This window comes from Azospirillum sp. UENF 112521 (assembly GCF_058780665.1).
In genome coordinates this window covers 586,303-612,431 of record NZ_JBSNCI010000003.1, presented here as the reverse complement: position 1 = coordinate 612,431, position 26,129 = coordinate 586,303, and the positions used below count along the sequence as shown (strand labels likewise).

At 67.9% G+C, this 26,129-nt stretch carries 23 protein-coding genes; 14 read left to right on the top strand and 9 right to left on the bottom strand.

From position 1 onward, the window contains the following. Positions 1–6: 6 nt before the first annotated feature. From ACWPN8_RS18510 to ACWPN8_RS18485, 6 genes are all read right to left on the bottom strand, one after another. Entirely contained in the window at positions 7–543 is a 537-nt protein-coding gene (locus tag ACWPN8_RS18510) for an HD domain-containing protein (RefSeq protein ID WP_109050895.1), read from the bottom strand. 276 nt (positions 544–819) lie between these two features. Then, complete coding sequence (gene speB / locus ACWPN8_RS18505) at positions 820–1,872, bottom strand: agmatinase (protein ID WP_492241749.1); 1,053 nt, start codon at positions 1,870–1,872, stop codon at positions 820–822. 37 nt (positions 1,873–1,909) lie between these two features. Next, positions 1,910–2,707: an ABC transporter permease gene (locus ACWPN8_RS18500; protein WP_492241748.1), complete on the bottom strand. Its 798-nt coding sequence runs from the start codon at positions 2,705–2,707 to the stop codon at positions 1,910–1,912. After that, positions 2,707–3,558 carry an ABC transporter permease gene (locus tag ACWPN8_RS18495; protein WP_109448020.1) on the bottom strand — a complete coding sequence of 284 codons (852 nt, stop codon included), beginning with the start codon at positions 3,556–3,558 and terminating at the stop codon, positions 2,707–2,709. Before ACWPN8_RS18495 ends, ACWPN8_RS18500 begins: the two co-directional genes overlap by 1 nt. Further along, positions 3,555–4,616 carry an ABC transporter ATP-binding protein gene (locus tag ACWPN8_RS18490; RefSeq protein WP_492241747.1) on the bottom strand — a complete coding sequence of 354 codons (1,062 nt, stop codon included), beginning with the start codon at positions 4,614–4,616 and terminating at the stop codon, positions 3,555–3,557. The genes ACWPN8_RS18495 and ACWPN8_RS18490 overlap by 4 nt, the downstream gene beginning before the upstream one ends. Positions 4,617–4,689: 73 nt before the next feature. Further along, a complete protein-coding gene (locus tag ACWPN8_RS18485) occupies positions 4,690–5,790 on the bottom strand; it encodes an ABC transporter substrate-binding protein (protein ID WP_492241746.1) in 1,101 nt (366 codons plus the stop codon). A gap of 164 nt (positions 5,791–5,954) precedes the next feature. On the opposite strand from ACWPN8_RS18485, the gene ACWPN8_RS18480 reads away from it, so the two are divergent. From ACWPN8_RS18480 to ACWPN8_RS18440, 9 genes are all read left to right on the top strand, one after another. Continuing rightward, positions 5,955–6,863: a LysR family transcriptional regulator gene (locus ACWPN8_RS18480; protein WP_492241745.1), complete on the top strand. Its 909-nt coding sequence runs from the start codon at positions 5,955–5,957 to the stop codon at positions 6,861–6,863. A gap of 95 nt (positions 6,864–6,958) precedes the next feature. Further along, positions 6,959–8,554 carry a gamma-glutamyltransferase family protein gene (locus tag ACWPN8_RS18475; RefSeq protein WP_492241744.1) on the top strand — a complete coding sequence of 532 codons (1,596 nt, stop codon included), beginning with the start codon at positions 6,959–6,961 and terminating at the stop codon, positions 8,552–8,554. Positions 8,555–8,690: 136 nt separating this feature from the next. Continuing rightward, positions 8,691–9,410, top strand: a complete 720-nt coding sequence (locus tag ACWPN8_RS18470) for a GntR family transcriptional regulator (RefSeq protein WP_492241743.1) — start codon at positions 8,691–8,693, stop codon at positions 9,408–9,410. Positions 9,411–9,467: 57 nt separating this feature from the next. Next, complete coding sequence (locus ACWPN8_RS18465) at positions 9,468–10,331, top strand: transporter substrate-binding domain-containing protein (RefSeq protein ID WP_199237624.1); 864 nt, start codon at positions 9,468–9,470, stop codon at positions 10,329–10,331. A gap of 34 nt (positions 10,332–10,365) precedes the next feature. Then, positions 10,366–11,031 (top strand): amino acid ABC transporter permease, encoded by a 666-nt coding sequence (locus ACWPN8_RS18460; RefSeq protein ID WP_492241742.1) that lies wholly within the window; start codon positions 10,366–10,368, stop codon positions 11,029–11,031. A 12-nt stretch (positions 11,032–11,043) separates the two neighbouring features. Beyond that, the gene (locus ACWPN8_RS18455; RefSeq protein WP_376963023.1) at positions 11,044–11,709 is read left to right on the top strand and encodes an amino acid ABC transporter permease; all 666 of its coding nucleotides are present in this window, start codon (positions 11,044–11,046) and stop codon (positions 11,707–11,709) included. A 26-nt stretch (positions 11,710–11,735) separates the two neighbouring features. Beyond that, positions 11,736–12,527 carry an amino acid ABC transporter ATP-binding protein gene (locus tag ACWPN8_RS18450; protein ID WP_109448036.1) on the top strand — a complete coding sequence of 264 codons (792 nt, stop codon included), beginning with the start codon at positions 11,736–11,738 and terminating at the stop codon, positions 12,525–12,527. Between the two features lie 58 nt (positions 12,528–12,585). Continuing rightward, the gene (locus ACWPN8_RS18445; protein ID WP_492241741.1) at positions 12,586–13,509 is read left to right on the top strand and encodes an aminotransferase class IV; all 924 of its coding nucleotides are present in this window, start codon (positions 12,586–12,588) and stop codon (positions 13,507–13,509) included. 48 nt (positions 13,510–13,557) lie between these two features. Continuing rightward, entirely contained in the window at positions 13,558–15,336 is a 1,779-nt protein-coding gene (locus ACWPN8_RS18440) for a chloride channel protein (RefSeq protein WP_492241740.1), read from the top strand. Between the two features lie 28 nt (positions 15,337–15,364). On the opposite strand, the gene ACWPN8_RS18435 is transcribed toward ACWPN8_RS18440, so the two are convergent. Beyond that, positions 15,365–16,294 (bottom strand): choline sulfate utilization transcriptional regulator, encoded by a 930-nt coding sequence (locus tag ACWPN8_RS18435; protein WP_492241739.1) that lies wholly within the window; start codon positions 16,292–16,294, stop codon positions 15,365–15,367. A gap of 96 nt (positions 16,295–16,390) precedes the next feature. Between ACWPN8_RS18435 and betC the strand changes: the two genes are divergently transcribed. Further along, on the top strand, positions 16,391–17,947 hold the full coding sequence (gene betC / locus ACWPN8_RS18430) for a choline-sulfatase (protein ID WP_492241738.1): 1,557 nt from the start codon (positions 16,391–16,393) through the stop codon (positions 17,945–17,947). Between the two features lie 55 nt (positions 17,948–18,002). Continuing rightward, positions 18,003–18,989 (top strand): choline ABC transporter substrate-binding protein, encoded by a 987-nt coding sequence (choX, locus tag ACWPN8_RS18425; protein WP_199237625.1) that lies wholly within the window; start codon positions 18,003–18,005, stop codon positions 18,987–18,989. A 286-nt stretch (positions 18,990–19,275) separates the two neighbouring features. Here choX and ACWPN8_RS18420 read toward each other — a convergent pair whose 3' ends face one another. After that, positions 19,276–20,727: an aldehyde dehydrogenase family protein gene (locus ACWPN8_RS18420; protein ID WP_492241737.1), complete on the bottom strand. Its 1,452-nt coding sequence runs from the start codon at positions 20,725–20,727 to the stop codon at positions 19,276–19,278. Positions 20,728–20,935: 208 nt separating this feature from the next. On the opposite strand from ACWPN8_RS18420, the gene ACWPN8_RS18415 reads away from it, so the two are divergent. The 3 genes from ACWPN8_RS18415 to ACWPN8_RS18405 are packed head-to-tail and all read left to right on the top strand — an operon-like array spanning position 20,936 to position 25,665. After that, positions 20,936–24,706, top strand: coding sequence for a PAS domain-containing protein (locus ACWPN8_RS18415; protein WP_492241736.1), 3,771 nt, complete (start codon positions 20,936–20,938; stop codon positions 24,704–24,706). Further along, positions 24,699–25,085 carry a response regulator gene (locus ACWPN8_RS18410; RefSeq protein ID WP_109448048.1) on the top strand — a complete coding sequence of 129 codons (387 nt, stop codon included), beginning with the start codon at positions 24,699–24,701 and terminating at the stop codon, positions 25,083–25,085. The genes ACWPN8_RS18415 and ACWPN8_RS18410 overlap by 8 nt, the downstream gene beginning before the upstream one ends. 7 nt (positions 25,086–25,092) lie before the next feature. Then, complete coding sequence (locus tag ACWPN8_RS18405) at positions 25,093–25,665, top strand: DUF533 domain-containing protein (protein WP_492241735.1); 573 nt, start codon at positions 25,093–25,095, stop codon at positions 25,663–25,665. A 28-nt stretch (positions 25,666–25,693) separates the two neighbouring features. Here the strand turns inward: ACWPN8_RS18405 and ACWPN8_RS18400 are convergent, their stop codons facing one another. After that, positions 25,694–26,125, bottom strand: coding sequence for a CBS domain-containing protein (locus ACWPN8_RS18400; RefSeq protein WP_492241734.1), 432 nt, complete (start codon positions 26,123–26,125; stop codon positions 25,694–25,696). Positions 26,126–26,129: the final 4 nt, after the last annotated feature.

Below are 26,129 nucleotides of genomic sequence, written 5' to 3'. Positions count from 1 at the left end.
CCGCGCTCAATGCGTCGCCCCGGCCAGTGCTGCGGCGTAGCGTTCGGCCAGCAGCGGGCTGGCGGCGGCACAGGCCTCCGCCACGAGGCGGGAGCCCTGGACATAGGCGTCGGCCCGCTCGACGCTCCAGGACAGCGGGCGTTCGACCGCCAGCGCCTGCAGGATGGAGATCTGCTCGGCAAGCTTGATGCGCTTGGCCCCTTCGGGCGCGGCGGCGAGGCGGGCGGCCTGGATCGCCTTGCGCTCCGCAATCGCCTTGCCGACATCCTCCGGCGCGTCGCTGACCGCGGCGACGAGGTCGGCGACCTCCTGCCCGAACCGCCGGGCCAGATCGGCGACGTTGGTCAGCCCATCCTCCACCGCGTCGTGCAGCCAGGCCGCGGCGATCTCGGCGGGCGTGCCCCCGGCCTGCGCCACGAGTTCCGCCGTTTCCGACAGATGCGAGACGAAGGGCGTGCGCGCCCGGTCGGGCCGATAGGTGCCGTCATGCAGTTCCGCCGCGTAGCGCAGCGCCGCGATGACCACTTCCTTGTCCATAGACATGTGCTCTCCTCCGCGCCGCGGGCGGGCGGCGGAGGCCATGGCCCGTCCTGGCGGCGACAGTCCGCAAGGATGCCCGGTCGGGCGGCGCCCGCGGTGAAGGCGCGGCGGCGACCGATCCCCGAATGTTCGCAACCGGGTAGGGAGATGGTCCGCCCTGGAGGGGCCGAAGTCCAGGCCCTCGGCCGGCGGCACATCGCCGCGGCCTGACCTCCAGGGTTGGCGGAACAGGACGGAAGCCGCCTTGGCCCGTCGAACGCGCATCCTCGGCTGCCAGCCTCAGCCCCGCCGCTGCTCCAGCGCCTTGACGGCGAGGCACAGGATCTCGAACAGCATCTGCGCGCCGGCCTGGGCGGTGGTGGTGTTGGCGTCATATTGCGGCGCCACCTCCACCACGTCGCCACCGATGACGTCCAGCCCGGCCAGCCCGCGCAGAAGCTCGATTGCCTCACGCGTGCTCAGCCCGCCGATCTCCGGCGTGCCGGTGCCCGGCGCGAACACCGGGTCGAGGCAGTCCACATCGAAGGAGACATAGACCGGCCCGTCACCGACCACCCGGCGGGCCTGCTCGATCACCGCGGGGATGCCGCGCTGCGCCACCTCCTCGGCATGGATCACCGTCATGCCGGACTCGTAGGAGAACTCCCAGAGGAACTCGGTGCTGCCGCGGATGCCGATCTGCACCGTGCGCTCCGGGTCGAGCACGCCGTCCAGCACCGCCTGGCGGAAGGGACCGCCATGGTGGAACTTGGACCCTTCATAGGGGCCGCCGGTGTCGCAATGGGCATCGAAATGGATCATGCCGACCGGCCGGTCCCGTCCCACCGCCTTCAGGATCGACTGGCTGATCGAGTGGTCGCCGCCGACCGACAGCGGGATCACCCCGGCATCCATCACCTTGTTGTAGAAGCCCTCGATGTCGTGATGGCAGGCTTCCAGGCTGAAACGGCTGGACAGCGGCACATCGCCGACATCGGCCATCCGGCAGGCCGCCGCCGGCACCATCTTCAGCACATATTCGTAAGGACCGATCCGCTCGATGGTCCGCACCGCCCGCGGACCGAAGCGGGCGCCGGCGCGGTTGGTCACCCCCAGATCCATCGGCACGCCGATCAGCGCAACCTCCAGCCCGCCGAAATCGGGCAGTTCGGGCGCATCCGGACGGTATGGCGCGTCGAGCAGGGTGGAGACCCCGGCGAAGGGTTGGGTCCGTCGCCCCCCGGCGGAGAATTGCAAGGCAGCGACTCGCTGGAATTCGGGAGAGTGGATGTCGGCACCGCCGCTGCCGCTGTATTTCTCGCGCAGACGGTTGAGCTTGTCCGGATCGATCATTTTGCAAGGTCTCCTGTCGGAAGGTCAGTCGGCCCAGTCAGTCCTGCTTTATCCAGGCGCCCAGCAGGCGCGGCAGGTCGCCGAAGCGGGCGATCAGCCCGAAGACGGCGGCGGTCAGCAGCACGAACAGCACGGTGACGGCGGCCATGGTCGGCGTGTAGCCGTAGCGCAGGGCGTTGAAGATCTTGATCGGCAGCGTTTCCAGCGTGAAGCCGGCGACCATGTAGGCGACGATGTATTCGTTGAGTGACAGCACGAAGGCGAAGGCGAAGCCGGAAATCATGTATGGCCGCACCAGCGGCATCACCACCGTCCGCAGCACGGTGCGGTCGTCGGCCCCCATGGTTGAAGCGGCCTCGACAAAGCTGCGATCCACCGCGCCGAAGCCCAGCGACAACGTGACCAGCGGCAGGGTGACGAAGAAGACGGCGTGGCTGACCACCACCGTCCACGGCTCGCCATACTGCCCGAAGGTGGACCAGAAGCTGAGGAACCCCAGCGCGGTGATGACCGGCGGCAGGATGAAGGGGGCCATGCCCAGCACCTCGAAGGCCCGCGCCCAGGGCGCCCGCCAGCGCCAGATGAACCATGCCAGGGGAAAGGCGATGGCGACCGCCAGGGCCGCCGACGACGCCGCCACCACAAGGCTGGCGATCAGCGCCCCGCGCCAGCCGGGATCGGTGAAGATCTCGGCATACCAGGACAGCGACAGTCCATTGGGCGGGAAGTCGAGCGAGCGCTTGGCATTCAGCGACACCCCCGCCACCACCAGGATCGGTGCCGCCAGGACGAGGCCGATCAGGCCGGCCATCAGGCTGTTGAGCCAGCGCAGCATCACGCCTCCTCCTTGCGTCCGAACAGCAGGGACAGCCCGACCAGCGCCAGACTGACCAGCACCAGGAAGACTGCCATCGCCGCGGCGAACGGCATGTTGGACTGGTAGATCGCCTGATCGGTGATCAGCACCGACAGGGTCCAGTGCTGCGGCCGTCCCAGAAGCTGCGGCAGCAGGTAGCTGCCCAGCGCGAAGACGAAGGCCATGATCAGGGTGGCGACGATGGTGTTGCGCTGGGCCGGCACCACCACGGTGAAGAAGGCCTTGAGCGGCGAAGCCCCCAGCGTCCGCGATGCCTCCACGAGCGCTGGGTCGAGCCGTGCCAGCGCCGGATAGAGCACCAGCACGGTGTAGGGGAAGGCCTGATAGACCATGCCGGCCAGCAGCGCGCCGAAGCTGGGCGACAGCGATTGCGGCTCCGCCATCAGCCCGACCGCCACCAGCAGGTTGGTGATGCCGGCGGTGCGCGACAGCAGGGTCGACCAGGCGAAGCCGATGATCACCTCCGACAGCGACAGGATCGACAGCAGGAAGACCAGCCAGCGCACCTGGGCCGCCCTCGGCAGCCGCGCCAGCCGGTAGGTGAAGGGGAAGCCGATGCCGACCGCCACCACGGCCACCAGCGCCGCCAGTTCCAGCGAGAAGGACAGGACCCCGCCGAAGAAGGCGCTGAGGAAGCGCTCGTAATTGGCAAACACCAGATCGGGCTCGTAGAAGCCGCCGGGAATCCGGCGGGCGACGCTGACCGCGATCATCAGGCCGAAGGGAATGACGAAGAACACGACCAGCATCAGCGCCGGGAACAGGATCGGCGCATGTTCGCCCAGGCTGCGGGGGGCGCGGCGGATCATGACACCCTCCCCTCCGGCGGCAGGACAACGCAGGCCTCGGCCGGAATCTCGACGATGACCGCGGCACCCGGTTCGACCGAGGGACGGTCCTGTGGCCGGGTCAGAGCCACGATCTCCCGCCCGGCGACATCGATGCGGAACTCGACGCTGGCGCCGAGATCGCGGACGAAGGACAGGGTTCCCATCAACCGGTTTGCCCCTCCAGCCGCGGTCGCCGGATGCAACAGCACCTCCTCCGGCCTGACCGACAGCAGGGCACGCCCATGCGGCGGCAATCCGGCCAGGGCCAGTTCGCCTCCCGGCACGCTGGCACGGCCGGGGACCGTCACCTCGCCCTCCAGCAGGTTGGTCATGCCGATGAAGTCGGCGACGAAGGCGTCGGCGGGCCGGCGGTAGACTTCCATCGGCGGGGCGGCCTGCCGGATCCGTCCCTCCGACATCACCACCACCAGATCGGCCATGGTCATCGCCTCGCGCTGGTCGTGGGTGACGACGATGGTGGTGATGCCCAGCCGGCGCTGAAGCTGCTTCAGCTCGATCTGCATCGCCTCGCGCAGCTTGGCGTCGAGCGCCGACAGCGGTTCGTCGAGCAGGAACAGTTTCGGCTCCAGCGCCAGGGCGCGGGCGATGGCGACGCGCTGGCGCTGGCCGCCCGACAGCCGCGACACCGGCCGGTCGGCCATGCCGGGCAGGCGCACCAGGTCCAGCAGGCTGTCCGCCTTGCGGCGGCGCTCGTCGGCGGGAACGCCGCGGATGCGCAGGGGATAGGCGATGTTCTCCCCGGCGCTGAGATGGGGGAACAGGGCCAGGGACTGGAACACCATGCCGAAATCCCGCTTGTGGGCGGGGGTGGCGGTGATGTCTCGGTCGTCGATCAGCAATTGGCCGCCGGAAGGTTCCTCCAGCCCGGCGATCATCCGCAGGAGCGTGGTCTTGCCGCAGCCGGAGGGGCCGAGCAGGCAGACGAACTGACCGTGCGGGATGCGCAGGCTCGCCCCATGCACCGCGGTGAAGCTGCCGTAACGCTTGGTGAGACCGTCGAGAACGAGGGCGGACATGGGCGGGCCTTCGGATCGTTCGGAAAGGACGGAGCCCTTCCCCTCGCACTCGGGGGAGAAGGGCACTCGCGGATCAGCCCACGATCATTTCCGTCCATTTCTGGTTCAGCCAGTCGGCCTTCGACACATAGAGGTCATAGCGCGGAACGATGGGCGCCAGATCGGAGGAGACCGCGGCGAACTCCTTGTCCGTCAGGTCGGTGGCCGACCGGTCGATGGTCGGCGAGGTGCCGACCTTGCGCGACAGCAGCGCCTGGATTTGCGGCTGGCACATGTAGTCGATGAAGACGTGGGCCAGATCGCCGGCCTTGGACGCCTTGGATACCGCCCAGCTGCCGGAATCGAGGATACCGCCCTCCTTGGGAAAGGTGGAGCGCACCGGATGGCCGTCGGCGGCGGCAAGGCCGGTAACGTCGTGGTAATATTGCCCCATCGGGACTTCACCCGACTTCAGCGCCGCCTCGAATTGCGCCTCGTCGCGGTACCAAAGCTTCACATTGTTCTTCAGCTCGGCCAGCTTCTTGAAGCACTCCAACTGGCCCTGTTCGCTGTCGAGATGCTTGGAGCCGCCGAAGAAGGTGGCGGCGGTCACGTCCAGCAGGAAGGAGTTGGAGACCAGCGCCAGCAGGCCGAGCTTGTCCTTGTTGGCCGGGTCCCACAGCGCCGCCCAGCTTTCCGGAGGTTGGGGGTAGCTCTTGGTGTTGGTCACCAGGGTGATGTACCAGGACACCGCACCGATGCCCGACAGGCGGCCGTCAGGATACTTGTTCATCAGCGCCGGCTTGACCTTGGCGGCGTTCGGCAGCTTGGCGGGATCGAGCGGCGCCCACAGCTCGGCCGCCATGCCCTTCAGCATCGCCACCTGGGACATCATCGACACGTCGGCCGGAGCCTGCTTGGCACGGGCCGCCTGCTCAAGCTGGATCAGCCATGCCTCGCCCGTCGGTTCGGCCACCGCCTCCACCGCGATGCCGGTCGCCTTGGTGAAGTCCGGGAAGATGTGCTTGTCGAAGCTGTCTTTGAAATAGCCGCCATAAACCCCGATCTTCAACGACTTCGATTGGGCCCGGACGATGGAGGGAAAGCCCACCGCCCCCACCGCCGCAGCTGCGGCCGCCCCAGCCAGCACCGTCCGTCTGCCGAGTCTTCTGTCCAGTCCTGCCCCGATCGCCATAGCGTGTCTCCCTCTCGTCGTTGGTCAGCCCCGATGGAAGTGCATGCCGGAATTAGACGGTGACTTTGCGTCTCCACACATCCCGAATTCTTTGTATCTTACTTCGACAGGAGCCGAAGTAAGACCGGCCCACTCCCTATCCAGGCCCAAGGATTCCCGATCGCATGAGCCGGATGACCATCGAGACCGCCGACCTGCGGCTCTTTCGCCTGTTCATGACGGTGGTCGAGGCCGGTGGCTTTACTGCGGCGCAAGGCGAACTGAACCTGTCCCTTTCCACCATCTCCACCCATTTCGCCGAACTGGAAGGGCGGCTGGGGGTGCGGCTGTGCCGGCGCGGCCGCTCCGGCTTCAAGCTGACGGAGGAGGGGCAGGCGGTCTATGACGAGCTGCGGCGGGTGTTCGACACGCTGGACCGCTTCGGCGCCCGCGTGCGGGGTCTGCGCGACCGCCTGACCGGCACCCTCAGCATCGGGCTGGTGGACAACACGCTGACCGACGCCAATTTCCCGCTGGAACGGGTGATCACCCGCTTCGCCGACGCCGCTCCCGAGGTCAACCTCGCCATCGTCACCCGGCCACCCAACGAGCTGCTGCGCGACGTGGTCGGCGGCGAGTTGCACCTCGCCATCGCCAGCTTTCCGCGGATCGTGCCGGGCCTCTCCTACATCGACCTCTACACGGAAACCAACCTGTTCTACTGCGGGGACGGCCATCCGCTGTTCGACCGTCCGGACAGCATGGTCGATCTGGATGAGGTGCGCCGCCACCGGCTGGTGGCCCGCAGCTATTGGGGGGCGCGCGACATCAAGATCTTCGCGATCAGCGCGCCACATGCGACCGTCAGCGACATGGAAGGCGCCGCCCGGCTGATCCTGTCCGGCCGCTATCTCGGCTATCTGCCCGACCATTACGCCGATCCCTTCGTCCAGGCCGGACGGCTGCGCGCCCTGCTGCCGCGGGTGCTTTCCTATCACTCGCCGTTCCAGATCGCCGTCCATGGCGACCGGGCCAGGACGCCGGTGGTCGATCTGTTCATGACCCTGACGCGGGAGGAGATCGCCAGCCGCTGATTGGCCACGGCTGATGCCCCTTCAGATCTGCCTGCGATGATGGGATTTGGTATACCATACTCCCAAAGACCAACATCGGGGAGTCGACGGAGACCATGCGCAACTTCGAAGAACCGGGCCGGTCGCTCGCCATGGGGCGCAACGGCATGGCCGCTACCTCGCATCCGGCGGCAACCCTGACGGCGGTCGAAATCCTCAAGGCCGGCGGCACGGCCGTCGATGCCGCGGTGGCGGCCTGCGCGGTCCAGAGCGTGGTCGAAGCGGGTTCGACCGGAATCGGCGGCGACTGCTTCGCCATGGTCGCCCCGCAGGGTAGGACCGACATCCGCGCCTACAACGGCTCCGGCCGCACCCCGGCGGCGATGACGCTGGAGCGCTTGCGGGCGGCGGGCGTCACCGCTCTCGACCGCCACTCCCCACATGCGGTTACGGTTCCGGGTGCTGTGGATGCCTGGGCGCGGCTGGTCGCCGACCATGGCCGCCTGCCCCTGAGCGAGATCTTCGCTCCGGCCATCGCCATGGCGCGCGAGGGCTATGCCGTTACCCCGCGGGTATCGCACGACCTCGGCCTGCAGACCGATCTGCTCCGCCAAAACCCGGCCGCTGCCGCCACCTTCCTGGTGGACGGAGAGGCCCCTGCCGCCGGTACCGTCCAGACCCAGCCGCTGCTGGCCAACACGCTGGAGGCCATCGGACGCGACGGGCCGGGCGCCTTCTACCGCGGCGCCATCGCCGAGGACATGGTGGAGTGCCTGCGGGCGGCGGGCGGTTTCCACAGCCTGGAGGATTTCGCCGGGGCCAGGGGTGAGTACGTCACGCCAATCAGGACCGATTACCGCGGCCGCACCATCCATGAATGCCCGCCGAACGGACAGGGCATCATCGCCCTGATGATCCTGAACATCCTCAAGCGCTTCCGCCCCGCCGGCGATCCGCTCGACCCCGACGGCCTGCATGTGGAGATCGAGGCGACGCGGCTCGCCTATGCCGCGCGCGACGCCTTCCTGGCCGATCCGGCGCAGGCCGGACCGTCGATGGTCGATCAATTGCTGTCCGATGAGCTGGCCGACGAACTGGCCGCCCGCATCGACACCGCCCGCGCGCTGGAGATCGGCAGAGTGTTCGACGCTGTCGAGCACAAGGACACCGTCTACATCGCCGTGGTCGACAAGGATCGGACGGCTGTCAGCTTCATCAGCTCGATCTTCCATCCCTATGGCAGCGGGCTGATGGCGCCGCGCTCCGGCGTGCTGTTCCACAACCGTGGCCAGAGCTTTTCCCTGGCTGACGGGCATCCCAACATGGTGGCGCCGCGCAAGCGGCCGATGCACACCATCATTCCGGGCATGGTCACCGAAAACGGCCGCGTCAGCCTGACCTTCGGCGTCATGGGCGGGCATTACCAGGCGAAGGGCCACGCCCATTTCCTGTCGAAACTGTTCGACCATGGGTTGGACATCCAGAGCGCCATCGACCTGCCGCGCCTGTTCCCCCTGCCTGGCACCCTCACCGTGGAAGCGGAATCGGCCATTCGCAACAGGGCTGGGGCGGAACTGACCCGCCGGGGCTTCGCAGTAACGGCACCCAGCGGGGCCATCGGCGGCGCCCAGGCCATCGCCATCGACTGGGAGCGCGGAATCCTGCTGGGCGGCTCCGACCACCGGAAGGACGGGTGCGCGCTGGGCTACTGACGCGCCATCGGCGGCGACGCCGTGCGAAGGACCATGGTCGCCACACCATGGTCCTTCGATTACGAAGCAATGTCGGTTGACAGGTCCATCGTCACGGCTCACATTGTCAACAATCGACTGTCTACGGCGAGGGCGCATGTCCGACGGAGCAAAAGGCAAGGTTGCGGGATCGGTCCTGGCGCGTGTGCCGAAAGCAACCTTCCGTGCCCACATCGCGGACGGGTTGCGGGCTGCGATCCTGAACGGCGACATCGAGCCCGGCGCACAGCTCGTCGAGACCGTGCTTGCCGACCAGTTCGGGGTCAGCCGAGGCCCCTTGCGCGAAGCCATGCGGCAGCTGATCGACGAGGGGCTGCTGGTCGCCGTGCCCTACACCGGCACCCATGTCGTCGGCCTGTCGGTCGATGACGTGCGCGAGATCTATTCGATGCGCGTCACTCTGGAGATCTTCGCCTTCGAGCAGATCTGGGCGCGACGGGACCAAGCGTTCCGCCAGGGACTCGTTGCCCGGCACGACGCGCTCACCGCCTGCATCGACGCCCAGGACGATGCCGCCAGCATCGTCGCCGAGCTGCAACTGCACGGCTTCGTCTATGAGGCAACCGGGCACAAGCTGCTGATCCGGACCTGGGACAGCATCCGCGGACGCTTGCAGCTCTATTGGGCGGCGCACCACCGCGCACACGGCATCCGCGGCCCGCGCCGCGACGGCCATGACCGCTATGTGGAAATGGCTCTTTCCGACGATTTCGACACGCTGAAGTCCGAAATCACCGACCACATGGCCCGTGGCGGCCGGCAGACCGAAGACTTCCTGCGGGGCCGCGAGGCCCGCGCTGCCGCCCAAAGTCCCTGACGGAACGCTTCCGACCGAACCCACGAAAAAACGACGAACGGACAGAGGAGGTTTACGATGACCATCGACCAGTGGAACATGGGCCGCAGGACGCTGCTCGGCCTTGCTGCCGGCGCCACCGCTGCTGCCGCCGTCGGACTGTCGGCTTTGCCGGCGCTCGCCGCCTCGCCTTCCACCCTGGACAAGGTCAAGGAGAGCAAGCGCCTGCGCATCGGCGTGACCTCGGCCGAGCCCTGGTTCTTCAAGGATCCGATGACCGAGACCTGGACCGGCGTCGGCGTGGCGATGGGGCAGCGGCTTGCCGCCAGCCTCGGCGCCACTTTGGTTCCGGTGGAGACGACCTGGGCCAACGCAGTGGGGGCGCTCCAGGCCGACCAGATCGACCTGATGTTCGTCCTCGACCCGACCGAGGAACGGCGCAAGGCCATCGACTTCCCAGACGCCCCGCTCTTCTATTATGCCATGGGCGCGCTGGTCGCCGGCGATTCGACCATCAAGAGCTGGGCGGACATCGACAAGCCGGGCCTGCGCATCGGCGTGACGCTCGGCACCTCGCTGGACAAGAACGTGACGGCGCTGGTGAAGCAGGCGGCGATCAACCGCTTCTCCAACAACGACGAGACCATCGCCGCCTTCGCCGCCAAGCGCATCGACGTCGCCGTCCAGTTCCATCCGGCACTCGTCGTCCAGCAGACCCGCCTGCGCCTGGGCAAGGTCATCCTGCCCGAACCGGTCGAGCCGGTGGCCACCAGCGTCGGCCTGCGCAAGGAGGAGAACCCGGCCTTCCGCGACTGGCTGGACGGACAGTTGAAGACGCTCTATGCCGACGGTGTCCCCGATCAACTGTTCGCCGGCTACCTGAAGTCGAAGAACGTCGATGCCTCGAAGATTCCGGGCCTGATCAAGGAAGCTTGGCACTGACAGCCCGAGGCCATTGGAAATCTGAGGACGCCGCATGAGCTACCAATGGGATTTCTCGCCGGTCCTGACGCGATGGCCGCTGCTGCTCGACGGTCTGCTCAACACGGTGAAGATCGCTGCCATCGCCATCGTCTTCGGCGTCCTCGTCGGGCTGGTCCTGGCTCTGCTGCGGCTGTCGCCGCGCCGGCTTCTGCGCCTGCCGGCGGCGGTCTTTGTCGAGTTCTACCGGAACACGCCGCCCATCGTGCATTTCTTCTGGTTCTTCTACGCCTTGCCGGTGGTGCTGAACATCAGCCTCGACCCGCTGGTCGCCGCCGTGCTCGCCCTGTCCACCCAGTCCGGCGCCTTCTATGCCGAGGTGTTCCGCGGCGGCATCCGCTCCATCGAGCGCGGCCAGTGGGAAGGAGCCAAGGCGCTGGGCATGACCCACACGCAGCTGATGCGGCGCATCGTGGTGCCGCAGGCGGCGACGCGCATGGCCGCCCCCTTCGTCGAACGTTCCTTCGAACTGATCAAGACCACGGCGCTCGCCTCGACGCTGGCTTATGGCGAGTTGCTCTATCAGGCGATGATGGTGAACAGCGAAACCTTCCGGCCGCTGGAGGTCTACACCGCCGTCGCCCTGCTCTATCTCGTGCTGCTGGTCTCGTGCAGCGCGCTGGCCCGGGTCGCCGAAGCGCGGCTGACCGCCTACCGCTGAGGAGAACGGCAGATGGATTACGCCTTCGATTTCGCCCTGGTGGTGGAGACCTTCCCGATCCTGATGCGCGGCTTCGTGGTGACGCTGGAGCTGTGGCTGCCCAGCCTCGCCATCGGGCTGGCCGCCGGGCTCGTCCTGGCGCTCGCCCGGCTGTCGCGCAGCCGGCTGCTGCGCGGCGGCAGCCTCGTCTACATCGAGCTGTTCCGCGACACGCCGGTGCTGATCCAGCTGATCTGGTTCTACTACGCCTTCCCCATCCTGATCGGGGTGCAGTTGTCGCCCTTCACGGCAGCGCTGCTCGCGCTGGCGCTGAACACCTCGGCCTATGGGGCGGAGATCTTCCGCGGCGGCATCCAGTCCATCGCCCGCGGCCAGTGGGAAGGGGCGAAGGCGCTGGGCATGCGGCACGCCGATGTGCTGCGCCGGATCGTCCTGCCGCAGGTCTTCAAGCTGATGCTGCCGGCCTTCACCAACCGCGCGGTGGAGGTGGCGAAGATGTCGTCGCTGGCCTCCGTGCTGTCGGTCCATGAGCTGATGTATCAGGGCCGGCTGCTGAGTTCGACCTACTACCGTCCCTTTGAAATCCTTACGACCGTGGCGGTTGTCTATTTCGTCCTGATCTATCCGGCCACCTTCCTGTCGATGACCCTCGAACGCCGCATGGCCGGCAAGGGCTGACCGTCATGCAAGCGGAGACTCCGTCCATGCCAGACTCCACCCGCCCGCCCATCCTGCAGGTATCCGGCCTCCACAAATGGTTCGGGGCGCTGCATGTGCTGCAGGGGATCGATTTCTCCGTGGCCGCCGGCGAGCGCGTCGCCATCATCGGCGGCAGCGGATCGGGGAAGAGCACCTTCCTGCGCTGCCTCAATTTCATGGAGATGCCCACATCCGGCCGGATCGCGCTCGACGGCACGCCGCTGGGCCGCACATCCGCCGGCAAACCCGACGAGGTGCGCTATCCCGAAAGCGAGCTGTGCCGGGTCCGCGAGCGCGTCGGCATGGTGTTCCAGCAGTTCAACCTGTTCCCGCACATGACCGTGCTGGAGAACGCCATGGAAGGGCTGGTCACGGTCAAGCGGATGAAGAAGGCGGAGGCGCGCGAGAGGGCCTTGCGCGAGCTGGACAAGGTCGGGCTGGGCGGCAAAACCGACGTCTATCCCGGACGGCTGTCAGGCGGCCAGCAGCAGCGGGTGGCCATCGCCCGCGCGCTCGCCATGGAGCCGGAAATCCTGCTGTTCGACGAGCCGACCTCCTCGCTCGACCCCGAGCTGGTGGGCGAGGTGCTGCGCGTCATCCGGCAACTGGCGGAGGAGGGGCGGACCATGCTGCTCGTCACCCACGAGCTTGGCTTCGCCTATCATTTCGCCACCAAGGTGATCTTCCTCGCCGACGGCGTCTTCCACGAGGTCGGGACGCCGGACGAGGTGCTGAAGCATCCCAAGCAGGAGCGCACGCGCGCCTTCCTGGAACGTTTCACCGAATTTTCCTTCTGAGAGCATCCGTAAAAACAGGCGGCGCAAAGCTGGTGGCCGCCGGGAAAGGGTACATACGATGGTTTCCAACAGCACGGTCAGCCAGACGAGTTCGCAGGGCTATGTCGACGACAGCCGCAACGACGAGGTGCTGATCTATGTGAACGGCGCGTTCTTCCGGCGCGACGAGGCGAAGATCTCGGTCTTCGACGCCGGTTTCGTGCTGGGCGACGGTGTGTGGGAGGGACTGCGGCTGGTCAAGGGCCGCATCCTGGCGCTGGATGACCATATGGATCGGCTGTACGAGGGCGCCAACGCCATCCAGCTCGACATCGGCATGACGCGCCAGGAGTTGGTCGCGGCGATCCAGGCCACGCTGGACTGCAACGGCATGACCGACGGCGCCCACATCCGCCTGATGGTCACCCGTGGCCGCAAGAAGACGCCGAACCAGGATCCGCGCTTCGCGCTGGGGCAGGCGACCATCGTCATCATCGCTGAATACAAGGCGCCGAAGCCGGAATCGAAGGCCAAGGGGCTGACGCTGTTCACTTCGACCATCCGGTGCAGCGGCCCGGACGTCTTCGACCTGCGCCTCAATTCGCACAGCCGGCTGAATTTCATCCAGGCGCTGATCCAGGCGATCAATGCCGGGGCCGACGAGGCGCTGATGCTCGATCCCCACGGTTTCGTGGCGAGCTGCAACTCGACCAACTTCTTCATCGTCCGCAAGGGCGAACTCTGGACCTCCACCGGCCGCTTCAACTTCAAGGGCATCACCCGCGCCAAGACAATCGATCTCTACCGCAAGGACGGCCGCACGGTGCGCGAGCACGACTTCACCCTGGCGGAGGTCTATGCTGCCGACGAAGCCTTCGTCACCGGCACGCTGGGCGGCATCACGCCGGTGGTGCGGATCGACGGCCGGCAGATCGGCGACGGCAAGCCGGGGCCGGTCACCGCGCACATCGCCGAGCTGTATGCCCAGGCGATGCTCGGCTGACGGCTGGGCCGTCCACGCACTCCAACGCCGGAGGCGGCGCGCCGTCGCATGTTCCACTCGCCGAAAGCCAGGCTGTCCCGTCCGGAACAGCAGGATCCGGGCATCAGGGCTCCTGCCTGGCTGCGCGCCTTCGTGCGCGGCGACGAGATCTGGCTGGCGGTGCTGGCCGCCGGCATCGGCATCGTCTCCGCCGGACTCGTCGCCGCCATCGTCACCGCGGTGCAGTCGCTCCATCACATCCTGTTCGCGGTGGAGGGCCACGATGTCAGCGGGGCCGCCGCCGTCGATCCCTGGCGGGCGGCGCTGGTCCCGGTCGCCGGGGGCGGCCTGATGGCGGGGCTCGGCTGGCTGCTCGCCCGGCTTCCCCGCCTGTCTATCATCGATCCGGTTGAGGCGAATGCGCTGCATGGCGGGCGCATTCCCATCCACGGCAGCCTGCTGCTGGTGCTGCAAACCATGCTGTCGAACGGCTTCGGCGCCTCGGTCGGCATGGAGGCCGGCTATGCCCAGGCCGGTGCCATGGTGGCATCCAAGCTCGGCCGCATCTTCCATGTCCGGCGCGGCGACCTGCGCACGCTGGTCGGCTGCGGCACCGCCGCGGCAATCGCGGCGGCCTTCGACGCGCCGCTGACCGGCGCCTTCTATGCTTTCGAGCTGGTGATCGCCAGCTACTCGATCTCCACCCTGGCCCCGGTCGGCGTCGCCGCCATGACCGGCGTCGGCGTCATGCGGCTGATCCTGCCGCAGCCGTCGTTGCAGGTCGGCTTCGCCGGCAGTCTCGGGGCGGCCGATTACGCACTGGTCTGCCTGATGGGCGTGCTGTGCGCCCTGCTCGGCATCGCCATGATGCGGACGGTCGCGCTGGTGGAGGCGGTCTTCAACCGAAGCCGCGTTCCGGCCTGGGCCCGCCCGGTCGTCGGCGGATGCTGCATCGGGCTGCTGGCGCTCGCCACGCCGGTGGTGCTGTCGTCGGGCCACGGGGCGCTGCATGTCGGCTTCAACGCCTATTACACCGCCCCGGTCCTGCTGGCGCTGATCGGGCTGAAGGCGCTGGCCTCGGCGATCTCCATCGGGTCCGGCTTCCGTGGCGGCCTGTTCTTCGCCTCGCTGTTCCTGGGGGCGATGCTGGGCAAGCTGGTCGCCATCGGCTGGATGCTGGCGGTCGGGCTGACCATCCCGGCGGTGGTGATCGGCATCGTCGGCATGTGCGCCATGGCCACCGCGGTGCTCGGCGCTCCGCTGACCATGGCATTCCTCGCCCTGGAGGTCACCGGCAGCCTGCCCCTGACCATCGCGGTCCTGGCCGCCGCGGTGGTGTCGTCGATCACCGTCCGGCGGGTCTTCGGCTATTCCTTCGCCACCTGGCGCTTCCATCTGCGCGGCGAGTCGATCCGCAGCGCCGCCGACGTCGGCTGGATCCGCGACCTGACGGTCGGGCGCATGATGCGCAAGGATGTCCGCACTGTGCGCGACGACCAGACGCTCGCCCAGTTCCGCCGCGCCTTCCCGCTGGGGGCGACGCAGAGGGTGATCGTCGTCGATCAGGCCGACCGCTATGCCGGGATCGTCTTCGTCTCCGATGCCCACCGCGAGACGGCGGAGACGGTCGAACTCGCCGACCTCATCCGCCTCAAGACCGACATGCTGCTGCCCAACGTCAACATCCGCGAGGCGATGAAGAGCTTCGCCACGGCGGAGAGCGACGTACTGGCGGTGGTGGACGGCACCGACCGGATGCGGGTGATCGGGCTGCTCACCGAACAGCACGCGCTGAAGCGATACAACGAGGAGCTGGACGGACGGCTGCGCGAGGGCGGCCTGCTGTGATGAGCGGGGCGCAGCCGGACGCCCGCGATCAAGCGGTTGCGTCCCGCCGGCTTTCCTCGACCACCCAGTGGCGGAAGCGGTCGTGGCGTTCGTCCGGTCGGCGCCGGCTGGGCACGACGAGGAAATAGCCCCGTTCCGTCTGGATCGGCCGGTCGAGCAGGGAAACCAGATGCCCGTCCCGCATCAGGTCGTCGATCAGCGGGCTCCATCCCAGCGCCACCCCTTGGCCCATCAACGCGGCCTGCAGGACCAGCGGATAGTTGTTGAAGGTCAGCTCCTGGCCGCCGGCCGGCATCGGCAGCCCGTACAGGGTGAACCAGTCGCCCCAGGACAGCCACGCGGCTGGCCCGACGCTTTCCAGATGCAGGAGCGGCAGCGACGACAGGTCGGCCGGGCTGCCGGCGCCCCCGGCGGCAAGCGGCGCGCGGCTCGCCCGGAAGGCCGGGCTGCAGACCGGCAGCACCCGTTCCGGGAACAGCAGCTCCGCCTCGCAGCCGGGCCAATGGCCGTGCCCGAAGGTGATGGCGATGTCCGCCGCCTCGCGGCGCAGGTCGATTGCGGTCTGCATCGTCACGATCCGCACGTCCAGCTCGGGCAGCAGCTGGCGCAGGGCGCTGAGACGCGGCAGCAGCCAGCCGGCGGCGAAGCCGAAATCGGTGGCGACGTTCAGCACGCCCGGCCGGCGCCGGTCACGGATGCGGGTCACCGCGTCGCCGATGCCGTCCAGCGCGTCGCGCGTCGCCTCGTAGAGCCGCACGCCGTCCGGCGTCAGCGCCACCCCGCGGTGCAGGCGGCGGAACAGCGGCGTCCCCAGATCGGCCTCCAGCCAGCCGATCTGGTGGCTGACGGCCGACTGGGTGCAGGCAAGCTCGCGCGCGGCGGCGCTGAAGCTGAGCAGCCGGCCGGCGGCCTCGAAGAACAGCAGGGTGCGCAGCGGCGGCAGGCGGTCCTTTCCCATGAGCACCCTTCATGCCAGCATGATCAGACAGGGGCTTCACGCTCCCTGCCGGCTTGGTCAATTCTATCCTCCTCGAACGATCTGTCCACAGACGGTATGAAGCAGGCGGATATGGTGCGGCGTCCCAACATCCTCATTCTCATGGCCGACCAGATGATCCCGCAGGCGCTCGGCGCCTACGGCAATCCGACGGTGCGGACACCGAACATCGACCGGCTGGCGGAAAGCGGCGTGGTGTTCGACAACGCCTACTGCAACAGTCCGCTCTGCGCCCCCTCGCGCTATGTCTTCCTTTCGGGACGGCTGCCCTCGGCCATCGGCGCCTACGACAACGCTGCCGAATTCCCCTCCACCGTCCCCACCTTCGCCCATTATCTGCGGCTGGCGGGCTACCGGACGATTTTGTCCGGCAAGATGCATTTCTGCGGGGCCGACCAGCTTCACGGCTTCGAGGAACGGCTGACCACCGACATCTACCCGGCCGACTTCGGCTGGACGCCGGACTGGACCAGGCCCGATGTGCGGCCGAGCTGGTATCACAACATGAGTTCGGTGCGCGATGCCGGCCCCTGCCTGCGCACCAACCAGCTCGACTTCGACGAGGAGGTGGTCTTCACTTCGAAGCGCAAGCTGTACGACATCGCCCGCGGCCGGCGGGAACGGCCCTTCTGCTTCGTGGTGTCGCTGACCCACCCGCACGACCCCTACGCCATCACCGAGCGCTACTGGAACCGCCACTCCGACGCGGAGGTGCCGTTGCCGCGCGTCACACTGGCGCCGGACGAGATGGACCCGCATTCGCGGCGGTTGCGCCATGTCTGTGCCATGGACGAGATGCCGCTCAGCGAACGGCAAATCCGCAATGCCCGCCGCGCCTATTACGGGTCCGTCGCCTATGTCGACGACCAGATCGGCCGGCTCATGACCGTGCTTGAGGAAACCGGGTTGGCCGAGGACACCATCGTCGTCCTGCTGTCCGACCATGGCGACATGCTGGGCGAACGCGGCCTGTGGTACAAGATGAGCTTCTTCGAGTCCGCCTGCCGCATCCCGCTGATCGTCCGGGCGCCGGGCTGGTTCCAGGCCGGGCGGGTCGCCGCCTCGGTCTCGTCTATGGATTTGCTGCCGACCCTGGTCGATTTCGCCCATGACGGGGCGGCGACCAGCCTGCGGACCCCCATCGACGGGCGCAGCCTGCTGCCGCACCTTCAGCGCAGCGGCGGCCATGACGAGGTGATCGGCGAATATCTGGGTGAAGGCGCCGTGGCGCCGATTGTGATGATCCGGCGGGGAAGCGAGAAATTCATCCATTCGCCGGCCGATCCCGACCAGCTCTACGACCTGTCCGAGGATCCGGACGAGCTGACCAACCGGGCGGAGCAGCCCACCGCCGGCTCGGCGGCGGCCAATGCCGTGAAAGACTACCGCGCCGAGGTGGACCGGCGCTGGAATCTGGCGCGTCTTCATGAGGAGGTCGTCGCCAGCCAGCAGTTGCGCCTTCTGGTCGCCGACGCGCTGCGGCAGGGGCACCACCGCTCCTGGGATTTCCAGCCTTTCACCGATGCAGGCACCAGCTATATGCGCAACCATCTGGATCTCGACGATCTGGAAGCCATGGCGCGCTTCCCGCGCCCCGGCATCCCTGCGCAGTAGGACGGCGCGACGGCGCGCCGGAACTCGACCGTCAACCGACAGGAGGGAAAGCAGCATGCATGGACCCGGGGTTGCAAAGGGCGGTTTGGCGGCAGGGCGTGCGGCGCTGGCCGGCCTGATGGCCGTGTTCGGGATGGCGGCCGGGTTGTCGGCGGCATCGGCGGCGGAACCCGCAAGCTGCCAGACGGTGAGGATGGCGGATCCCGGCTGGACCGACATCACCGCGACGAATGCGGTGGCGGGCACGCTGCTGAGCGCGCTGGGCTACCAGCAGAAGATCGAGACGGTCGCCGTACCGATCATTTTCCAGGGGCTGAAGACCGCGCAGATCGATGTCTTCCTCGGCAACTGGATGCCGGCCCAATCCACCTTCCTCGACAAGCTGATCGCCGAGAAATCCGTCGAGATCGTTCGACCGAACCTGGAGAACGCCAAATTCACCTTGGCGGTGCCGAAGGCAGTGGCCGATGCCGGTGTGCACAGCTTCGCCGACCTCGCCCGGTTCGGTGACCGGTTTGAAAAGAAGATCTACGGGATCGAGCCGGGGGCGCCGGCAAACCAGAACATCCAGCGCATGCTCGACAAGAAGGATTTCGGGCTGGAAGGCTGGACGCTGGTCGAATCGAGCGAGCAGGCCATGCTGGCCCAGGCGGTGCGCCGGACCCGCAGCAAGGATTGGGTGGTCTTCCTCGGCTGGCAGCCGCACCCGATGAACACCCGGATCGACATGACCTATCTCAGCGGCGGCGACGCCTATTTCGGCCCGAACTATGGCAGCACCACGGTCAACACCCTGTCCCGGCGCGGCTACGGCAACGACTGCACGAATGTCCACCGCCTGTTCGGCCAGCTCGCCTTCACCGTCGGGATGGAGAACGAGATCATGGCCGCCATTACGGACGACAAGAAGGCGCCGAAGGACGCTGCCGCCGACCATCTGAAGGCGCATCCCGACCTGCTCGGCCCCTGGCTGGCCGGCGTGTCGACCCGCGACGGCAAGGACGGCGCCGCGGCCGTGCGCACGGCATTGGGCCTGAAGTGACGCAACCGTACGAAATGAGAACGACAAGGAGATGAACGACATGCTCGCCGCGTTGCGCGCATGGGTCCGGGCCCGCTTCCCGTCCTGGTTCCGTCCGTCCTACCGGCCCGAACGCCATTACATGCGAGGCCCCTCAGGCCGACGATAAGGCCGAAGCGTTCAATGGATGCTCGTTTTCATGATCCGGTCGTTCTGAGGCGCAGCGCCACCCTGGCCGGCCACCCAACCCATGGGCGGCCGGCTTCACCGGAATAAGATGGAGCACAAGGCTCCATCACAGGTGGTTTCAGGGCGCGTAGCCGACGGTCCCCTTGATCTCCAGGAACTCCTCCAGCCCGAAATCGGCATATTCGCGCCCGTTGCCGGACTGCTTGTAGCCGCCGAAGGGCGCGCCGGCGTCCCAGGCCGGGTGGTTGATGTAGACGTTCCCGCTGCGCATCCGCGCCGCCACCTTGCGGGCACGCTCCAGCGAGCCCGACTGCACATAGGAGGCGAGGCCGTAGGGCGTGTCGTTGGCGCGGCGGATCGCCTCTTCCTCGCTGCCATAGGGGAGGATCGCCAGCACCGGACCGAAGATCTCCTCGCGCGCGATGGTCATGTCGTCGGTGACGTTGGCGAAGACCGTCGGCCGGACATAATAGCCGCGGTTCAGCCCCTCGGGCCGGCCGGGGCCGCCGGTGACGAGGTCGGCGCCCTCGGCGATCCCGGTCTCGATCAGGCGCTGGATCTTGTCGTACTGGACCTGGCTGACGACCGGACCGAGCCGGGTGTCGGCGGTGGACGGCGCATCGACCTTCAGCCGTTCGGCCGTGGTCTTCGCGATCTCGACCGCCTGGTCGTGCAGGGCGGCCGGCACGAACATCCGGGTCGGGGCGTTGCACGACTGGCCGCTGTTGCTCATGCAGCTCTCGACGCCCAGCTTCACGGCGCGGTTCAGGTCGGCATCGTCCAGGATGAGGTTGGCGGACTTGCCGCCCAGCTCCTGATGCACCCGCTTGACCGTGTCGGCCGCCGCCTTGGCGACGAGGATGCCGGCCCGCGTCGATCCTGTGAAGGACACCATGTCGACGCCCGGATGGCGGGCGATGGCCTCGCCCACCGTCGGCCCGTCGCCGTTGACGAGGTTGAAGACGCCCTTCGGCACGCCGGCCTCATGGACGGCTTCGGCGAAGAGTATGGCGTTGAGCGGGGCGATCTCGCTCGGCTTCAGCACCATGGTGCAGCCGGCGGCCAGCGCCGGCGCCACCTTGCACATGATCTGGTTGATCGGCCAGTTCCAGGGCGTGATCATGCCGACGACGCCGATCGGCTCCTTGCTGATCAGGGTGGAGCCGCGCAATTCCTCGAACGCGAAACCTTCCAGCGTCTCGATCATCCGGGAGAGGTGGGCGGTTCCCATGGCCGCCTGCGAGCGATGGGCCAGCGTCTTCGGCGCCCCCATCTCACGCGACAGGATGTCCGCGACGGCGTCGTAACGCGCCTTGTAGCACTCCAGCAGACGACGCATCAGGGCGAGCCGCTCATCGCGCGAGGTGGCGGCGAAGGCCGGGAAGGCGGCGCGGGCCGCGGCGACCGCCCGGTCGACATCCTCCGCCGTACCCATCGCGATGGTGGCGAAGGCCTCCTCCGTCGCCGGATCGATCACGTCGAGCGTCGTGCCGCCCGCCATCCCGGTCGCGGGCCCATTCGCCGGATCCACCCAGGCGCCGTCGATGTAGAATTTCAGGCTGTTCGACATCCATGCCTCGTGTTCGTACAGTGGCGGGAACGGCTGCCTGACCAGGGACCGGAGCAGCCGCTCCGCAGGTCGGAGGAAAATAGCCCTCCGCACGACAGACCGGAAGCCGCAACACACCGTTCCTGTCAGGGGTACCCAGCACGCCGCCGTGAACGAAAGCCGCCGCGGGCTGTTTCCGTTGCTGTCCCTCCCCGTCCGACCATGGTTCATGCCCCCCGACCGAGCGTCCCAGACCGACACCCCGTCCAGCAGCCAGCTCGCCGCCAGCCTCACCCGCAGAGAGAAGCAGCACGGCCTGCTGGCCCGCTTCGGCATGGCCGCCCTGAAAAGCACGGACAAGAGCACCGGCATCGCCGACCTGTTGCAGCAGGCGACCTCCCTCTGCGCCGAAGCGTTGGAGGTTGAGCTTTGCAAGGCGCTGGAATGGGTTAAGGAGGCGGATGGCACCGAACGTCTGCTCGTCCGCGCCGGTGTCGGCTGGCATCCCGGCGTGGTCGGCAAGCGGTCGGTCGGCGCCGACCTCGCCTCCCCCGCCGGCTATGCGCTGAAAACCGGCGAGCCGGTCATCGCCAACGATCTCGCCGCCGAGTCCCGTTTCCGCTGCCCCGACCTACTGGCCGAACACGGAGTGACGCGCGCCATCAACGTCATCATTCGCGGCGAGGGCGCGCCCTTCGGCGTGCTGGAGGTCGACAGCGGCCGGGAGGGCCGGTTCGACGCCGCCGACGCCGCCTTCCTCCAGGGCGTCGCCAACCTGCTGGGCGGCGCCATCGACCGCGCCAACGATGCCGCCGAACGCCGCCGCACAGAAGCACTGCTGCGCGAGAACGAGGCCCAGTTCCGCGGTCTCGCCGACCTGATCCCGCAGCTGACCTGGATGGCCGATGCCAGCGGCGCGATCTATTGGTACAATCGGCGCTGGTACGAGTATACGGGCGCCAGGCCGGGCGAGACGGAGGGCTGGAACTGGCGGAGCGTCCACCACCCCGACCATGTCGACCGCGCCTCCGATGGCTTCTTCCGCGCAATCCGCACCGGCGAGCCGTGGGAGGACACCTTCCCCCTGCGCGGCAGGGACGGCCAGTACCGCTGGTTCCTGTCGCGCGCCGTTCCGGTGAGCGGCCCGGATGGGCGCATCCTGCGCTGGCTGGGCACCAACACCGACGTGACCGAGCAGCGCAAGGCCGAATCCCGGATCATGGAGGCGGAACGCCGGCTGCAACTGGCGCTGCGCGCCGCGCGCATCGGTGCCTGGTCTTGGGATTTAGAGGAGGACCGCATCGAGGCCGACGGCCGGCTGCGCGAGATCTTCGACTTCACCGCGGACCAGCCGATAAACGGCTCCGACGTGACCGGCCGCGTCCATCCCGACGACCAGCCGCGGATCGGCGGGATCATCGAGACCGCCCGGCGGGAACGCGGCGAATATGACGCCGAATTCCGCATCCTGCTGCCGTCCGGCGAAATCCGCTGGGCGGTGGCACGGGGCGTGGTGACCGACAGCACGCCGGAACGCAGCCTGACCCTGATTGGCGTGACTTGGGACACCACCGACGCCAAGCGGGCGGAGGAGAAGTTGCGCCTCAGCGAGGAGCGCTTCCGCTCGCTGGTCGAGGCGACCGCCGCCATTGTCTGGTACACCTCCGGCGCCGGCCGCTTCGAGGCCCCGCAGCCGAGCTGGAGCAGCTTCACCGGCCAGACATTCGACGAACTGAAGGGCATCGGCTGGGTCGAGGCCATCCATCCCGACGACCGCCCCCACACCTCGGAAGCCTGGCGTGCGGCGCGTACGGGGCGGACAATCTACAAGACGGAACACCGCCTGCGCCGGTACGACGGCGTCTACCGCGACATGCTTGTCCGCGCCGTGCCGCTGCTCGACGCCGGCGGGGCCGTTCAGGAATGGGTCGGCGTCCACACCGACATCACCACCCGCCGCCGCGCCGAGGAGGTGTTGCGCGAGACGGAGGAACGCTACCGGCTGGCGGCGCAGGCAACCAACGACGCCATCTGGGACTGGAACCTGTCGTCCGACCGCATCCATTGGAACGAAGCGGTGCGCACCCTGTTCGGCTATGGCGCGGATGCGACCGAGACCTCCGCCTCCTGGTGGATGGACCACATCCATCCCGACGACCAGGACCATGTGGTCACCGGCATCCATGCGGTGATCGATGGCGGCGGCACGCGCTGGAACGACGAATACCGCTTCCGCCGTGCCGACGGCAGCTATGCCAGCATCCTGGACCGCGGCTTCGTGCTGCGCAGCCCCATCGGCCAGCCCCTGCGGATGATCGGCGCCATGCAGGACATCAGCGTGCGCAAGCGGGTGGAGGAGGAGTTGGAGGCCGCCCGCTTCACCGCGGAAGAGGCCAACCGGGCCAAGAGCCTGTTCATCGCCAACATGAGCCACGAACTGCGCACGCCGCTCAGCGCCGTCATCGGCTACACCGAAATGCTGGAGGAGGAACTGGCCGACCTCGGTGTCGACAGCATGCTGCCCGATCTGGAGAAGATCGAGGCGAACGCCCGCCACCTGCTGAACCTGATCAACGGCGTCCTCGACATCTCGAAGATCGAGGCCGGCAAGATGGAGGTGCATGGCGAGGACGCCGACATCGCCGAGCTGACGCGCGAGGTCGCCGCGACGGTGGAGGCGTTGGTGTCCAAGAAGGGAAACCGGCTGGCGGTGGAGGTGGCGGACGGGCTCGGCACCATGCACACCGACGTGGTGAAGGTGCGCCAGTGCCTGTTCAACCTGTTGAGCAACGCCGCGAAATTCACCGAGGACGGCACCATCACCCTGTCGGTGGACCGCGCCGCCCCCGGCCCACAGGGCGTGGATGACGTCACGCCGACCGACATGGTCGTCTTCCGCGTCACCGACACCGGGATCGGCATGACGCCGGAACAGGTCCGCCGGCTGTTTGAACGCTTCATGCAGGCAGACAGCTCCACCACCCGGCGCTTCGGCGGGACCGGGCTCGGGCTGGCGATCACCAAGGCCTTCGCCGACATGCTGGGCGGCGGGATTTCGGTCGACACCGCGCCGGGCCAGGGCACCAGCTTCACGCTCCGCCTTCCCGCCGACCTGCGGCACGGCCGTCTGGCCGGCTCGGCCGACGCCGACCCGTTGAGCGTCGAGGAGGTCACGCCCTCCCCGGCCGCCCGCGAAACGATCCTGATCATCGACGACGAACAGGCGATGCGCGAGTTGCTCGCCCGTTTCCTGCATCGCGAGGGGTTCGGCGTGGCTCTGGCCGCCGACGGGCAGACCGGCCTGTCGATTGCCCGGCAAATCCGCCCGCGCGCCATCCTGCTGGACGTGATGATGCCGCGGACCGACGGCTGGTCGGTGCTGTCGGTGCTGAAGGCCGAACCCGACCTTGCCGACATTCCCGTCATCATCATCTCGTCGCGCCGGGAAAAGGGGCTGGCGCTGTCGCTGGGGGCCGCCGACTATTTCACCAAGCCGGTGGACTGGCAGCGCCTGCACCGGGTGCTGAGCGGCCTCAGCGGGCAGGCACCGGGCACGGCGCTGGTGATGATGGAGGCGGACGAGACCCGCACCCTCCTGGCTGCCGAGCTGGGCCGCGACGGCTGGCAAATCGGCGAGGCCGAAACGGAGGAGGAGGCGTTCCGCCACCTCGCCACCACCTTGCCGACCGTCATCCTGCTCGACCCCGTCATGGCCGGACTGGACGGCTTCGCCTTCCTCAAGGCGCTGGACCGCAACCCGGACTGGCGGGACATCCCCGTCATCGTCGTCGTCGCCCAGCCGATCGGGCGCGATGAGACGGAGGAACTGCGCGGCCGGGTGCAGGACATCATCCCGATGGCAGAGGACGGAGCGGATGGGGTGATCGAGGAGTTGAAGGAAGCGATCGCCCGCCTGCGGCCTGCTCCGCCCGACCGGGGCCCCCAGGAGCGGAGCATGGACGCCGGCGCGACGAACGGAACAGGAGGTACCGATGGCTAAGCTGCTGCTGGTCGAAGATCACGAGGAAATCTGGGATTTCCTGTCGCGCCGACTGAAGCGGCGCGGGTTCGACGTCGTTCTCGCCTTCGACGGACGGCAGGGGGTGGACATGGCGCGCAGCGAGCGGCCCGACGTCATCCTGCTCGACATGAACCTACCCATCATCGATGGCTGGACCGCCGCCCGCGAGTTGAAGGCGGAGCAGGAGACCTCCGGCATCCCGATCATCGCGCTGACCGCCCACGCCATGTCCGGCGACCGCGAGAAGACCTTGCAGGCCGGCTGCGACGACTATCACCCAAAGCCGGTCGATTTCTCCCGTCTGCTGACCCAGATCGACACTGCGATGCAGCGCCGCCCGCAAACGGCCGGGGAGTGACCGCGGAATGACCCAAGCCCCTCTCGGCCTGCTGAAGCGCCTTTTCGCCGGAGCGCCCGAGGCACCCGCCGCGGATGCCGCACCGGCGGTCGAACCTGCTCCGCCAAAGTCCCGCCTGGGTCACGAACCGGCGCTGCATGCGATGCTGGGCAGGCAGATCCTCGATGCCCATCTGCGCAACCGCCACCAGCTGCTCGACCGCGCGCCCACCGACTTCCGGACCGCCGACGCGAACGAGACCCATCTGCTGGTCCTTGCCATGTCTGCCGCCGCCCAGGCCGACGGCGAACTGGATGCGATTGAACGTGGCCGGATCCGGAGCAGGCTCGGCACCAGCAGCCTCGACGAGGAGGCCCGGAGCCGGCTGGAGCAGCTGGTGGACGAACCGCAATGCCTGGAGGAGCTGGTCCGTCGGATCGACACCCCGCGGCTGGCGGCGCGCTTCTACGCCGTGTCGCTGGCGACGGTCGACAAGAACGCGCCGATCAACCGCTCCTACCTGCGCTATCTCGCCCAGCGCCTGGGCCTGCCGGCCGATCTGGTGGTCCGCCTCAACCGGCAGATGGGGCTGCGGCTGTAAAGGGAATGGCGGGGCTTTCGTCCTTCCCTCACACATCCTGCCCGCTGGCGCTGAGTTCGCTCAGCGCCTCGCGGATGGTGTCGGTGTCCAGCAGCATGCGGCGCGAGATGTCGCTCAGCGTCAGCCAGCCGACCACCACCCCACCCTCGTCCAGCACCGGCAGGCGGCGCATGTGATAGGCGCCCATGATGTCCATGGCGGTGGCCAGCGTATCGGTGTCGCGGCAGCTGAACAGCGCGCTCGACATGACATCGCGCACCCGCACCCGCGTGTTGTCGCCGCCTTCCGCCACCACCCGGAACAGGATGTCGCGGTCGGTCAGGATGCCGACGAGGTCGTCGGCCGATCCGACCGGCAGGGCGCCGACATCCAGTTCCCCCATAAGAGTCGCGGCGTCCTGCACAGTCGCGTCCGGCGAAATGAACTCCAGCGCCTTCGCCATGATCTCGGAAACCAGCACGGTC

Excerpts from the sequence above, each read along its gene's own strand:
- ACWPN8_RS18435 (WP_492241739.1), bottom strand. The coding sequence starts at position 16,294 with ATGGGAAAGGACCGCCTGCCGCCGCTGCGCACCCTGCTGTTCTTCGAG.
- ACWPN8_RS18440 (WP_492241740.1), top strand. The coding sequence starts at position 13,558 with ATGTTCCACTCGCCGAAAGCCAGGCTGTCCCGTCCGGAACAGCAGGAT.
- ACWPN8_RS18420 (WP_492241737.1), bottom strand. The coding sequence starts at position 20,727 with ATGTCGAACAGCCTGAAATTCTACATCGACGGCGCCTGGGTGGATCCG.
- ACWPN8_RS18460 (WP_492241742.1), top strand. The coding sequence starts at position 10,366 with ATGAGCTACCAATGGGATTTCTCGCCGGTCCTGACGCGATGGCCGCTG.
- ACWPN8_RS18485 (WP_492241746.1), bottom strand. The coding sequence starts at position 5,790 with ATGGCGATCGGGGCAGGACTGGACAGAAGACTCGGCAGACGGACGGTG.
- ACWPN8_RS18500 (WP_492241748.1), bottom strand. The coding sequence starts at position 2,707 with ATGCTGCGCTGGCTCAACAGCCTGATGGCCGGCCTGATCGGCCTCGTC.
- ACWPN8_RS18490 (WP_492241747.1), bottom strand. The coding sequence starts at position 4,616 with ATGTCCGCCCTCGTTCTCGACGGTCTCACCAAGCGTTACGGCAGCTTC.
- ACWPN8_RS18495 (WP_109448020.1), bottom strand. The coding sequence starts at position 3,558 with ATGATCCGCCGCGCCCCCCGCAGCCTGGGCGAACATGCGCCGATCCTG.
- ACWPN8_RS18465 (WP_199237624.1), top strand. The coding sequence starts at position 9,468 with ATGACCATCGACCAGTGGAACATGGGCCGCAGGACGCTGCTCGGCCTT.
- ACWPN8_RS18415 (WP_492241736.1), top strand. The coding sequence starts at position 20,936 with ATGCCCCCCGACCGAGCGTCCCAGACCGACACCCCGTCCAGCAGCCAG.
- ACWPN8_RS18455 (WP_376963023.1), top strand. The coding sequence starts at position 11,044 with ATGGATTACGCCTTCGATTTCGCCCTGGTGGTGGAGACCTTCCCGATC.
- ACWPN8_RS18510 (WP_109050895.1), bottom strand. The coding sequence starts at position 543 with ATGTCTATGGACAAGGAAGTGGTCATCGCGGCGCTGCGCTACGCGGCG.
- ACWPN8_RS18410 (WP_109448048.1), top strand. The coding sequence starts at position 24,699 with ATGGCTAAGCTGCTGCTGGTCGAAGATCACGAGGAAATCTGGGATTTC.
- ACWPN8_RS18480 (WP_492241745.1), top strand. The coding sequence starts at position 5,955 with ATGAGCCGGATGACCATCGAGACCGCCGACCTGCGGCTCTTTCGCCTG.
- speB (WP_492241749.1), bottom strand. The coding sequence starts at position 1,872 with ATGATCGATCCGGACAAGCTCAACCGTCTGCGCGAGAAATACAGCGGC.
- ACWPN8_RS18445 (WP_492241741.1), top strand. The coding sequence starts at position 12,586 with ATGGTTTCCAACAGCACGGTCAGCCAGACGAGTTCGCAGGGCTATGTC.
- betC (WP_492241738.1), top strand. The coding sequence starts at position 16,391 with ATGAAGCAGGCGGATATGGTGCGGCGTCCCAACATCCTCATTCTCATG.
- ACWPN8_RS18470 (WP_492241743.1), top strand. The coding sequence starts at position 8,691 with ATGTCCGACGGAGCAAAAGGCAAGGTTGCGGGATCGGTCCTGGCGCGT.
- ACWPN8_RS18450 (WP_109448036.1), top strand. The coding sequence starts at position 11,736 with ATGCCAGACTCCACCCGCCCGCCCATCCTGCAGGTATCCGGCCTCCAC.
- ACWPN8_RS18475 (WP_492241744.1), top strand. The coding sequence starts at position 6,959 with ATGCGCAACTTCGAAGAACCGGGCCGGTCGCTCGCCATGGGGCGCAAC.
- ACWPN8_RS18405 (WP_492241735.1), top strand. The coding sequence starts at position 25,093 with ATGACCCAAGCCCCTCTCGGCCTGCTGAAGCGCCTTTTCGCCGGAGCG.
- choX (WP_199237625.1), top strand. The coding sequence starts at position 18,003 with ATGCATGGACCCGGGGTTGCAAAGGGCGGTTTGGCGGCAGGGCGTGCG.